Genomic DNA, 11,957 nt, shown 5'->3' on the forward strand with positions numbered 1-11,957 from the left:
GGTCCACCCTTTTTGCGCCGTCGCAAGCTATGGATTGCATTACCCAATTTCCAACGCGGTCACCTGCCATACTCCATCGAACCGCTCCAGCCTCATGGCTACAGCACGGCATCGCTGCTCTTCCGCCACCACGATGCTTGCCTCACAAATGAACTGCGATATCGAACACACTCGAACGGATCGGACCATTGGGCTGCGGTGTGGCTGCTGATTCCCCCGGTTCCTTGCTGCGTGCTTTCGCGTGAGGGCTGCCCGGTGCTGGAGAGACAGGTAGCACTCCGAATCCAGGGAGCGGGAGAGCTGATGCACTGGGCGGGTCCCGGCAAGAACCTCCAAAGCGGCCTGCGCGATGCTCCGCGCCACAAGTCGGACATCGATGTCCGAGGCGCCCGGGCCGTAGGTGGGGGCTGTACGTTTGGTGCTCCGACGGCTCGCCGGTCGGCTTGCTGTTGCAACGGTCATGGTCATACCTCTGGCATTCACTACATGAGCTGCAGGCGCGGGGACGCTTTGCTCGGTGGCTTCTGCTGGGATGACGCTAGGAATCGGCTTTGAGGTGTGGACATTGCCCCTGAGCGGGCGTCCTTTGGAGACGGCGGGCACGGGGCCCTTGACTGTTAGCCCGGTGAGGGCGGCTGCAGGACCTGACCCGGAAGCAGAATGGCTGGATCACTTCCAATGGTTGCGTGGTTGGCGGCGTACCACTTGGGCCAGTTCAGCGCGACGTCCACGTCAGTTGCGAAGGGTCCCAGCCTGGACGCCGCAATCGACCAAAGGGAGTCACCATCATTGACCACGACTCCGGTTTCGCCCGGCGGCGTCGTTGAACGTGAGTTTTGGCGGCTCAGAAGGCCAGGATCAATCACTGGGGGTCGGGGCTTCCAGCGCGGATCCTTCAGGCGGGTCCCTGATTCGTGGGTGGCTTCGACCGGTGGTGGGGAGGAGCCGGCACTGTCAGAGGAAGCAGGCGTCCACGCCACAGGCGCGGGCGCCCGGTTGCTGGGGGACGCGCTATGCCAACCTGGCTCCGGCGGGGCAGCAGCTGCTTGCGCTATCCCCGTGCCCAGAAGATTCAGGCTTATGACTGCCACCGCGAGTCGCAGCATAAAGGCCGGGCTGAACTTAGAGAGAAAGTCGGCACGTTTCCTGTGCCCAACCCGATGCAGTATCGACGCCAGGAAGGCGATGAACAAGGAGAGTACCCACCACGCGACAATCGCAATCCCCACAGCACTGGCAAGGAAACCGAGAAGATGTTCAAACGTGAAGCTTTGCTTATGTCGCTCGGCGGCCTGCCATTGGGCGAAGAGCAAATTGCCCACAAGAACCAGGAACAGTCCAAGACCAAGAATCGAGGCAGCGAGGGCGGAGTCGCTACGCAATCTTCGAGCCATACAAAGCCCCCAAGCTTCATTTGATGTGGTTTGATGCAATTTGACCTATTTGCTCTATTTTGAGCACACTTGTTTCGTCTTGTCCAATCACGCGATCCCTTGCCGTCGGGATTGGCAATGTTCCATACTGCAGCCTAGTCTGACCATATGAGATGGGACTCTCTTTTTGGCGATTTGGAAGCGCAATTCTCGGACGGGCGTGCCCTGCAGAGGGAATCTGAGATAACGGACCGAGCCAGAGTTGAGCTGGCGGGCATCGAACTAGGCGATCGCCTCCGTGGTGCCGCTGGTGCCGAAATCAAGATCGTCTTGGTTGACGGCAACGTCATTCGAGGAGGGCTAAGTCATGTGGGCAGCGAGTGGCTGGTCTTGACGGAGGGTGTGAGGCAGTGGCTGGTGCCATACGCGTCGGTGCTCTCCTACCAAGGACTGGGGAGGGTGGCGCTGAAGTCTTCGTCACGGGTACAGCAGACACTGGGCATCGCCTCCGCGCTGAGGGTGCTGTCCAAGGACCGCTCTGAACTGGTTGTTCATCTGAAGGTGCGGACAGGTGATGGATACAAGCTGCATGGAGTCATAGACAGGGTAGGCCGGGACCACTTTGACCTCGCAGTCGTCCCGCACGGTGAAGTGCGCCGTGCCGGCAATGTTGCCGCAGTCATGACTGTCCCTTTTAGTTCACTGGCAGCGCTTTGTTCGGCGGGGAGCCGGGACTTCCGGGGCGGCGGGAACTAAGACTGGCCGGTCTTGGTCTTGGCCTCTTCGATCATGCGGCTGGCCTCTGCGTAGCGGTCCTCAATGTATTGCTCAAGCATCGTTTCCTCGATGCGCCATTGGCCTCGCCCTCCCACCTGAATGGCTTTCAGCTCGCCGCTTCGAACCAAGGAGTAGGCCTGGGGTGAATTGATTTGTAGTTGTTCAGCGACGTCCGCAAGAGTCAGGAATCGGGGCATGGCTTCATTTTGCCACCGTTGCTGCCGTTTGGTGTAGTTATCCACAGTTTCGGCCTCTTTGAGGGCGATGGCTTTGGTTCCGCGAAAGTCGCCGGTAAGAATGAGGAGGCAGGTGTCATCGACCCATGCCGTAACTCATAGCGGGGGAGCAGGAAATGAGTAAAAGCACGAGCATCGCCGCTCCAAGACTCAAGAAGCCATCGTGGAAAGACCCCCGGCTTCTTATCGGCCTTCTGCTGGTTCTGGGGTCCATCGCCGGCGTCATTGCACTGGTTGGTACAGCCGACAGGACCACCCAGGTCTACACCGCTCGGGAAGACATCGCGGTAGGTCAGTCGGTCACCGAGGCGGACCTGTCCATTGTCAAGGTCCGCCTGGATGATGTCGAGTCCAGCTATGTCACAGTCGAACAGGGCCTTGCCGGGGGCGAGGTTGCGCTGCAGCGGGTGGCAAAGAACCAGTTGGTTCCTCAGGAAAGCCTCGGGGCTGCCGATGCCCTGGACCGGAAACCAGTGGCGATTGCCATGGAGGAAGAGCTCCCCGCGCAGGCCGTTCCAGGCGCCAGGGTTGACGTCTGGATTGCCATGCCGGGCTCGGACAGAGCTTTTGAGGAACCGCAGTTACTTCTGCCAAGTGCGGAAATCGCCGGGATGACTACCGGCTCCACCACCCTGGGCTCGGCAAAGACGACTGTGGTGATGGTGCTGGTAACGGACGAGCAAATGCCAACATTGCTTGGTGCGCAAGCAAACAAAGCCAAGGTGTCGGTTGTTTGGAACCCTGCGGGCGTCGTCCGATGAGCATTCCTGTTGTTACCGTTGGCGCGGCGCAGGAGGCTGTAGTCGGCGGTTTGGAGCGCCTGCACGGCCCGGTAACCGTGGTTCGCCGTTGTTCAGAGCTTGCTGAACTCATTGCTGCTTGCCAAAGCGGCCTTGCGGTGGCGGCTGTCGTAGCGGAAGGTTGCGAGGAACTCACCACCACGCTGGTTGATCGCCTCGGGGCGGTCGGCGTCTCCATCGTCGCCCTGACGGATGATCCGATGGAGGCCATACGCCTGCACTCAATCGGCGCCGTGCCAGCTGCGACGGGCATTGAGGCTGCAGAGCTCGCGGACAAAATATCGGAGGCTGTTGGCCGCGACAGTCGCCGAAGCCACCCTGTGTCCGCTCGAGACATTGGATTTGCAGATCCAGGGGCAGACTTGCTCTTGGCGCCTGTGGCGGACTGCGTCGATGAAGTGCCGGAAGGGGCAGGTCAGATAACAGCCGTGTGGGGACCGATCGGTGCCCCTGGCAGGACTCTCCTTGCGGTCAACATCGCGGCGGAGTTGGCCGCCGTCGGCAAGTCCGTCATCCTCGTGGATGCTGACAGCTATGGGGCCAGTGTTTCGGCGGTGCTCGGCCTGCTGGACGAGTCGGCGGGCCTGGCTCAGGCTTGCAGGCTGGCGGACCAAGGCCTGCTCGATAGTGAAGCCCTCAGGGCGGTGGCCATTCCTGTCTTCACCAAAGGCGGGACTTTTCGAATACTCACGGGGACCACCAGGGCGGATCGCTGGACCGAACTCAGGGCGGGAGCCGTCTCGACGGTCCTGGAGAGGGCCAGACAACTGGCGGACCATGTCGTGGTGGATACAGGTTTCTGCCTTGAATCAGATGAAGAACTCAGTTTTGACACCATGGCCCCGCGGCGGAACGCCGCCACACTTCGCAGTTTGGAAATGGCTGATGTTGTCTTCGCCGTGGGGGCGGCGGATGCCATTGGCGTGCCGCGCTTGGTGCGGGGGCTGGCGGAGCTTGAGTCTGCGGTTCCGCAAGTGTCTCCCCGTGTCGTGCTGAACAAGGTGAAGCGCTCGGCAGTGGGCCATTCGCCCAAGCGGCAATTGGACGACGCGTGGGTCCGCTATGGCCCGGGAGCGGGCGTAGATGCTTACCTTCCGGCTGATCACGTAGCGTGTGATGCCGCCTTGCTGTCGGGCTCGGTCCTGCTGGAAGTTGCGCCGGCTTCGGCCCTGCGATTGGCAATAGCCACTTTGGTCTGTGCACCTGCCCAGCAAAATCGGAATTCCTTTGGTCGAACTATCAGAGCTTTGCGACTTCTTAAGCGCTAGGCTCGCCATGTGGGCTGCAGAGTCGCAGCAATCAACATGTGATGGAGGCGTTTGTAGATGTCGTCAGGATCCAGCGTGGAGGATCGGTCCGATGCAACAGTTGTCCGTGAAGGGTTCTTCGGTGACTACTATGAGCACCTCGCAGAGGAGGATTCACGAGCGTATTCGCCTGAACTCCTGATTTCGCGGGCAACCAAGCACAGGAATGCGGCCCAGTCCCGTCAGCCCGGAAATGCAGTCGTCGAAATCGCGGGTGAACCTGAGCGAAACGTCGTCTACATCGTCACGGACGATATGCCGTTCCTAGTCGACTCTGTCAATGCCGAACTCGTTCGTCAGAACTGCGCGATCCGTTTGGTCATGCACCCGTTGTTCGTGGTTACCCGTGACCGGCTGTCGGGTGAGCTGAGCAGTATCTCGAGGGTCCCCTCCAATGTCGGCATTTCCAGTGGCGACACAGCCGCACTCCCCAGTGTTGCCCATCTTCTGGGCGATGGCGATAACGCATCGCACATGGAGTCATGGATCGCCGTCGAAATTGACCGTGTAGGCGATGACGCCCGCGAAGAACTGATCGCTGGGCTTCGACGCGTCCTCGGTGACGTGAGGGCAGCGGTCGAAGACTGGCCGAAGATGCGCAGCAAAGCACTCGAGCTGGCCGAGGCCTTGGGCGGCATTACCCATCCGGAGCAAGTCGCCGAACTCAGGCAAGCACAGGACCTTTTGCGATGGCTGGATAACGGTAACTTCACTTTCCTCGGGTACCGCGAATACGACCTCGTCAATGAAGACGGCGAGGACGTTCTTCAGCTCCGTGAGGACAGTGGACTAGGCCTGCTGCGCGCAAGCGACACCACTCGTCAAGTCCAGCACCTCACTGATGCAGGCCGGAAGCGGGCAAGGGAGAAGCGGGCTTTGGTGATCACGAAGGCGAACTCGCGCTCCACCGTGCACCGGCCCGCCTATCTCGACTACATCGGAGTCAAAAGCTTCGACGCGCTGGGCAACGTTAACGGTGAACGGCGCTTTATCGGCCTGTTCGCCACCAGCGCTTATACCGGATCTGTGCGCAGCATCCCGATCGTTCGGGACAAGGTGGACGCTGTCCTGCGGAACGCCGGGTTCCCCATCGACTCCCACTCGGGCAAGGATCTTTTGGGAATCCTTGAAACGTATCCCCGCGACGAACTGTTCCAGATAGAAATACCGGATCTTGCCGCAACAGCCACCGGAATCCAACGACTCCAGGAACGCCGGCGGACCAAGCTGTTCCTGCGCCCGGACATTTACGGTCGGTTTATGTCCGCTGTGGTGTATCTGCCCCGTGACAGGTATACCACCAGCGTCCGCCTTCGGATCGAGCAGGAACTCCGCGAAACCTTCCACGCCGAGAGCATTGACTATGAGGCCCGGATCACCGAATCCGCGTTGGCCCGTGTTTTCTTCAGGATCAGACTGCCCCGCACCGCGGAATTGGCGGAAGTCGATGTAAAAGAGCTGGAACATCGGCTAATGCGTGCGTCGCGGTCCTGGAGCGAAGGTATCGCAGAGGTTCTCCGCGAGCACCGGACTGCCGGTGACGCTGATGTTCTGTCTGCGCTGTGGGCCGAGGCATTCCCAGCGGGCTACCGTGTGGACTACGAAGTGGAAGATGCCCTTGAGGACATTGAACGCTTCGAGAAATACGGAGCGGAGGCAGAACGGGCAGGACGGGTTACCAAGCACATCAGGCCCGGTGTCCATGTGTATCTTCCCGAGGGCGCCGGTGAGGCTTTGGAAGAGGATGCCCGCGTCAAGCTCTATCTGATGGAGCCCAAGAGCCTCAGCCAGATCCTTCCCTACTTCCACAATCTCGGTCTTGAGGTATTGGATGAGCGTCCCTTCGAGATCGAAACCTCAGATCACCGCGACTTCTTCCTTTACGATCTCGGCCTCAAGTACCCGGCGGGGGTGGACCCCTTGGCTACCGGGGATCTTCTGGGGGACTCCTTCGGAGCAGCCATCACGGGCGCTGTCGAATCGGACAACTTTGATCGACTCGTGCTCCGTGAAGGCATCCATTGGCGTCAAGTGGTGGTGCTCCGTGCCTACGCAAAGTACATGCGGCAAATGGGCAACACCAACTCCTTCGGCTTCATCGCAGACACGCTCCTGGGCAACCCTGATGTTGCACGTGGGCTCAACGACCTCTTCGCTGCGCGCTTCGACCCGGCCGTCGCGGAAGAACAGCGGCCGGAACGCCAAGCCGCAGCGCGGGCAGCCCTTGCGGAGTCCATCGAGCAGGTGGCCACGTTGGACGCCGACCGCGTCCTGCGCACCTTCGTGAACCTTATTGAGTCAACTCTGCGGACCAATTACTACCAGAACAAGGAATACCTCAGCTTCAAGCTGGACCCCACGTCGATTGACGGTCTTCCTTTCCCGCGCCCCATGTTTGAGATCTGGGTTTATTCTCCGAGGGTGGAAGGCGTGCACCTTCGCTTCGGGAAGGTAGCCCGCGGTGGCCTTCGCTGGTCCGACCGGCGGGAAGATTTCCGCACGGAGATCCTTGGGCTCGTGAAGGCACAGACCGTCAAGAATGCCGTTATTGTTCCGACGGGTGCGAAGGGAGGTTTCTTTGCCAAGAAATTGCCCAATCCCTCAGCGGACCGGGCAGCTTGGATGGCCGAAGGGATCGAGAGCTACAAGACCTTCATTCGAGGTTTGCTGGATATCACGGACAACCTCGTTACTTCAGCGGACGGCGAACGGCTTGTGCCGCCGTCGGACGTTGTTCGGCACGACGGCGACGACTCGTATCTGGTGGTAGCAGCGGACAAAGGCACGGCCACGTTCTCCGACACCGCCAATGGGTTGGCGGCGGAGTACGGATTCTGGCTCGGCGACGCGTTTGCTTCGGGCGGGTCGGTCGGTTATGACCACAAGGCCATGGGCATCACTGCGCGTGGAGCATGGGAATCGGTCAAGAGACACTTCAGCGAACTCGACCTCGACACGCAGACCGAAGAGTTCACAGTTGTGGGCGTTGGTGACATGTCCGGCGACGTCTTCGGCAATGGCATGCTGCTTTCCCGCCATATCCGGCTCCTGGCCGCCTTTGACCACCGCCATATTTTCCTTGATCCCGCCCCTGACGCCGCGGCTTCGTTTACCGAGCGTCAAAGGCTCTTCGAGTTGCCCCGCTCTTCCTGGGACGACTATGACCGGACTCTCATCAGCGAGGGTGGCGGCGTTTATCCACGCCAGGCCAAGACCATCCCGGTCTCGGACCAGGTGCGCAAGGCGCTGGGCCTGCCCGAAGGAACCACGCAGCTGAGTCCTCCGGAACTACTTCGTGCGATTTTGCTGGCACCCGCGGATCTCCTCTACAACGGTGGTATCGGCACCTACGTCAAGGCAAGCACGGAAAGCCATGCTGCCGTGGGCGACAAAGCCAACGATGCCATTCGCGTAGACGGTCGCGACCTGCGGGTGAAGGTGGTTGGCGAAGGTGGAAACCTGGGACTGACCCAGCGGGGGCGCATCGAAGCCGCCCTCCAGGGAGTCATTCTGAATACAGACGCAATCGACAACTCCGCCGGCGTGGACTGCTCCGACCATGAGGTCAACATCAAGATTTTCGTTGACCGGATGGTAGCGGCCGGAAGGCTTGATGCCGCGGAGCGGGCGGACTTCCTGGCCGCCATGACCGATGAGGTGGGACGGCTTGTCCTTCAGGACAACATCGACCAGAACATCCTGCTCCTGAACGACCGGACGCGCGTCGCGGACTGGAGTCCAAGTTACGAACGTCTCATGGACTGGTTGGAGAAATCTGCCGACCTCAAGCGTGACCTGGAAGCCCTGCCCACCACAGAGACGCTCCGTTCACGGTTGGAACAGGGGCAAGGTCTGACTTCTCCCGAGCTCGCCGTCCTGGCCGCGTACGCGAAGATCGAGCTTGGGGCAGCGTTGCGGGACAGCAACCTTGCCGACGATCCCTGGTTCGCGGACACACTACGTAATTACTTCCCGACGCAGTTGCGTGAACGCTTTGACGCTGAGCTGGACACCCATCCCCTACGGCGCGAGATCATCGCCACGGTAGTGGCCAACGACATCATCAATCTCGGCGGTATCACCTTTGCCTTCCGGGCCATCGAAGAGACGTCGGCCAATGAGGTTGCAGTTGCCAAGGCCTTCGTAGCGCTGCGGGAGATTTATGATCTCGATCCGATGGTTGCGGAATTGAACGCGCTCCCCGCATCATTCCCGACGGAACACTGGAGCGAAGTCCACCTGGATATCAGGAGGCTGCTTGATCGGGCAGTGCGGTGGGTGTTGGGGCAAGGCATGGCGTCACAGCCTATTTCCAACGTCGTGGAATCGTTCAAGCCGATGTTGGCTCCGCTGCGGGCCAGGCTTCTGGACTACCTCCGGGGCGAAGACAAGATCCGCATCACGGGTTGGTTGGACAAGGCCCGTGGCTGGGAACTGCCCGAGCATCTTGCCCACAGGTGGGCGGAGCTGTTCGAGAGCTACGCACTTTTGGACATCGCGCGGATTGCCCAGACCGGAAGCGAAGGCGTCGAGGACGTTGCGCATGTCTACTACACGGTGTTCAACCGCTTCCACGTGGATTCGCTCCTGGAACGCATCAGTTCGTTGCCGCGCGATGACCGTTGGCAGGCCTTGGCACGTGCAGCCCTGCGGGATGACTTGTACTCGACGGTGGCGGATATGACGACGTCGGTCCTTGAGTCGACGGAGTCCGGCGCCTTGGCGGAAGATCGACTGAAGGCATGGGAAGGGCAGAACGCCGAACAATTGGGACGTGCCAAGACCATGTTTGATGAGGTCAACGCGCTCGAAGCCGACGACATGGCTTCGCTGTCGGTAGCATTAAGGCTCTTGAGGTCAATCGTTCGACGCTAGGGCAATCCCGGCGTCGCAAATGGAGGTGCAGTGGCAATCTTTACAGACCCCATCAGGGAACACGCTGATTTCGGGCCTGGAGATGCCGAATGGCTGCACCTCCTCGTCGGTGACTGGCAAATGGTCGCTGACCTGGCTTTTGCGGACCTCGCATTGTGGTTCCCGCATCCGGAGTTCGGCTACATTGCCCTCGCCCACGTCCGTCCGTCGACATCACATACGGTGTTCCACGCGGACTTCGTGGGGGAGGGCATCCGCTCTGATCTGCGCCCCCTTGTGAATAAGGCATGGAACAGCCGGTCGATCGAGCGCTCTAGTGAAACGAGCTGGAGCAGCGAGATGGCACTTCGCGTGGAGGCCGTTCCCATGGTGCGCAACGGCAGAACACTCGCAGTTGTAACGTCCCACATGGATCTGTCCAGCTCGCGCATGCCGTCCAGGCTGGAACTGACGTATCGCCAATGCGCCTATGACCTCCTGCGAATGGGAACATTGGGTCTATGGCCGGACTTCGCCTCTCCGACGGGCTCTCGTCGAGGAGCGCCACGAGTCGGCGACGGACTCATCAGGCTCGATGCTGAGGGCATCGTGCAGTATGCCAGCCCCAATGGCGTGTCTGCCTTCCGACGACTCGGTGAAGTTGAGTCCCTGGAGGGACGCTCGCTTGCGGAAGTGACTGCCGGCCTTCTGAAGGACAGGCGGATGGTGGACGAGACATTGCCCTTGGTTGTGACCGGGCGGATGCCTTGGCGCAGCGAGATTGAGTCCCGGGGCGTCAGTCTTTCACTTCGGGCCATACCTTTGCGCGATGAGCAGCATCGTTTCGGAGCCCTTGTCCTGTGCCGTGATGTCTCGGAACTGCGGCGCAGGGAAATGGAACTTGTCACCAAGGACGCCACCATTCGCGAAATCCATCACCGGGTCAAGAATAATCTTCAGACAGTGGCAGCTCTTCTTCGAATGCAATCGCGGCGAATGGTCAGCGATGAAGCCAAACAGGGTCTGGAACAAGCGATGCGACGCGTGGCCACTATCGCACTCGTGCATGAGACCCTCTCCCAGGGGCTGACGCAGAGCGTCGACTTCGACGAATTGATCGGGCGACAATTCCGGCTGTCTGCGGAAGTGGCCTCACCGTCCCAGCAAGTACGAACAGAGCGTTCAGGTATGTTCGGCGAGTTGCCCAGCGATTTTGCCACTCCACTGGCTTTGGTCATCAATGAACTGGTCACCAACGCCGTTGAGCACGGACTGGAGGGACGTACAGGAACGGTATGGCTGCTGGCCGACCGGGCAGATGGCGATGGCAACGATGAATTCCTGACTGTGACCATTGCCGACGACGGCGTTGGTCTGCCGGATGGCCAGTACACCGAGGGATTGGGCCTGCAGATTGTCCGTACACTCGTGACCAGCGAGCTCGGCGGGTCCATTCAGTGGAGCCCCCGCGAAGGGGGAGGCACCGCCGTCGAGATCATCCTCAACCTCGCCAGGGCGTAGCCTCGGGAGCCCAGCAACGGACTCCCGGGAGCAGGAGACAAGAAAAAGGCCGCGGACCGAATGGTCCGCGGCCTTTCCTCGTTTCCTGGGCTAGGAAGCGCGGCGCGCGCGTGCAGCGCGACGCTTGAGTGCCCGGCGTTCGTCTTCACTCATGCCGCCCCAAACACCGGCGTCTTGTCCGGACTCCAACGCCCATTGAAGGCAGGTGTCTACGACGGGGCAGCGGCGGCAGACGCTTTTGGCTTCCTCGATCTGCAGAAGTGCTGGTCCCGTGTTGCCTACTGGGAAGAAGAGCTCCGGGTCCTTGTCGAGGCAGGCTGCGCGATTACGCCAATCCATGCTGATCAGTCACTCCATTCGTGAGAACTAGAAGGGCCTTTTGTGAAAACATTCACGAGAGGCTCCAAAGGAAAGGGGCCCGCATGGGCCCCCTTGGTCGTCTGAGTCAAGCGTTTCATGTTAACGCCTTGTAAACAAGGGGTGTTAGTGGTCGAAATGCCCGGAATCCGTGAGCGATGCATCACATCAGCCGCCAGTGCCCTCACTGCTAGATGACTATGTCCGGTAGTGTGCCAGTGTGTCAAGACCTCCCGTGAACCCTGCCCAACCCGCCTCCGGCCCCGATGGAAGCGACAATTCTGATGCTACGGCGCCCTTCGCGGCAAACAGCAGGGGGGCCAGCGGCCGCCCACTGGGAATCATTGTCATCTCGATCGTTGTTGTGCTGGAAGGACTGGCACTCCTCGGCGCCGCAGCATGGTACGCATTCGAACTGCTGACCGGGGCTCCAGTGCTGACCTTTTGGGGGGCAGTCTTCACTCTTGGGCTGCTGTTGGCCTTCTCGGCGTGGCTGCTTGCCGTGGGCCACTTCCTGTTCCGCGGGTATAGATGGACGCGTGCGGCCGCGTTGGTAGCACAGTTGTTTGTTCTCACCATTGGTTTTCCCACGATAACCGGCGGGCTGGTGCTGGCGGGGCTGGCGATGCTTATTCCGGCAGCGGCTGCAATTGTTTTCCTTTTTCAGAAGGACGTCGTGGCTTATGCCTCACGTACCGGGGGCACGACCGGGGCGCTCTAGACAAAGTCTGG

General features: G+C 60.4%; 10 protein-coding genes. 6 read left to right on the forward strand and 4 right to left on the reverse strand.

Annotation, left to right across the window (positions count from 1 at the left end; translation table 11 throughout):
* Positions 1-39 precede the first annotated feature (39 nt).
* Both AC0J5Z_RS10175 and AC0J5Z_RS10180 read right to left on the reverse strand, forming a co-directional pair.
* Entirely contained in the window at positions 40-462 is a 423-nt protein-coding gene (locus tag AC0J5Z_RS10175; RefSeq protein WP_475038949.1) for an Rv3235 family protein, read from the reverse strand.
* A gap of 155 nt (positions 463-617) precedes the next feature.
* On the reverse strand, positions 618-1,394 hold the full coding sequence (locus AC0J5Z_RS10180; RefSeq protein ID WP_475038950.1) for a LysM peptidoglycan-binding domain-containing protein: 777 nt from the start codon (positions 1,392-1,394) through the stop codon (positions 618-620).
* A gap of 147 nt (positions 1,395-1,541) precedes the next feature.
* Here AC0J5Z_RS10180 and AC0J5Z_RS10185 point away from each other — a divergent pair, with 147 nt between their 5' ends.
* A complete protein-coding gene (locus tag AC0J5Z_RS10185) occupies positions 1,542-2,129 on the forward strand; it encodes a hypothetical protein (RefSeq protein WP_475038951.1) in 588 nt (195 codons plus the stop codon).
* Here the strand turns inward: AC0J5Z_RS10185 and AC0J5Z_RS10190 are convergent.
* Entirely contained in the window at positions 2,126-2,347 is a 222-nt protein-coding gene (locus AC0J5Z_RS10190; RefSeq protein WP_475038953.1) for a helix-turn-helix domain-containing protein, read from the reverse strand. The genes AC0J5Z_RS10185 and AC0J5Z_RS10190 overlap by 4 nt on opposite strands.
* A 155-nt stretch (positions 2,348-2,502) precedes the next feature.
* Here AC0J5Z_RS10190 and AC0J5Z_RS10195 point away from each other — a divergent pair, with 155 nt between their 5' ends.
* The 4 genes from AC0J5Z_RS10195 to AC0J5Z_RS10210 are packed head-to-tail and all read left to right on the forward strand — an operon-like array spanning position 2,503 to position 10,868.
* Complete coding sequence (locus AC0J5Z_RS10195) at positions 2,503-3,147, forward strand: SAF domain-containing protein (protein ID WP_475038955.1); 645 nt, start codon at positions 2,503-2,505, stop codon at positions 3,145-3,147.
* Positions 3,144-4,454 carry a CpaE/TadZ family protein gene (locus AC0J5Z_RS10200; protein WP_475038959.1) on the forward strand — a complete coding sequence of 437 codons (1,311 nt, stop codon included), beginning with the start codon at positions 3,144-3,146 and terminating at the stop codon, positions 4,452-4,454. The genes AC0J5Z_RS10195 and AC0J5Z_RS10200 overlap by 4 nt, the downstream gene beginning before the upstream one ends.
* Positions 4,455-4,511: 57 nt before the next feature.
* Positions 4,512-9,368, forward strand: coding sequence for an NAD-glutamate dehydrogenase (locus tag AC0J5Z_RS10205; RefSeq protein ID WP_475038962.1), 4,857 nt, complete (start codon positions 4,512-4,514; stop codon positions 9,366-9,368).
* A gap of 30 nt (positions 9,369-9,398) precedes the next feature.
* Positions 9,399-10,868, forward strand: a complete 1,470-nt coding sequence (locus tag AC0J5Z_RS10210) for a sensor histidine kinase (RefSeq protein ID WP_475038964.1) — start codon at positions 9,399-9,401, stop codon at positions 10,866-10,868.
* 90 nt (positions 10,869-10,958) lie between these two features.
* Here the strand turns inward: AC0J5Z_RS10210 and AC0J5Z_RS10215 are convergent, their stop codons facing one another.
* Entirely contained in the window at positions 10,959-11,207 is a 249-nt protein-coding gene (locus tag AC0J5Z_RS10215) for a WhiB family transcriptional regulator (RefSeq protein ID WP_003804966.1), read from the reverse strand.
* Positions 11,208-11,445: 238 nt separating this feature from the next.
* Between AC0J5Z_RS10215 and AC0J5Z_RS10220 the strand changes: the two genes are divergently transcribed.
* On the forward strand, positions 11,446-11,946 hold the full coding sequence (locus tag AC0J5Z_RS10220; RefSeq protein ID WP_475038966.1) for a hypothetical protein: 501 nt from the start codon (positions 11,446-11,448) through the stop codon (positions 11,944-11,946).
* Positions 11,947-11,957: the final 11 nt, after the last annotated feature.

This window comes from Paenarthrobacter sp. TRD_SC_7 (genome assembly GCF_056156245.1).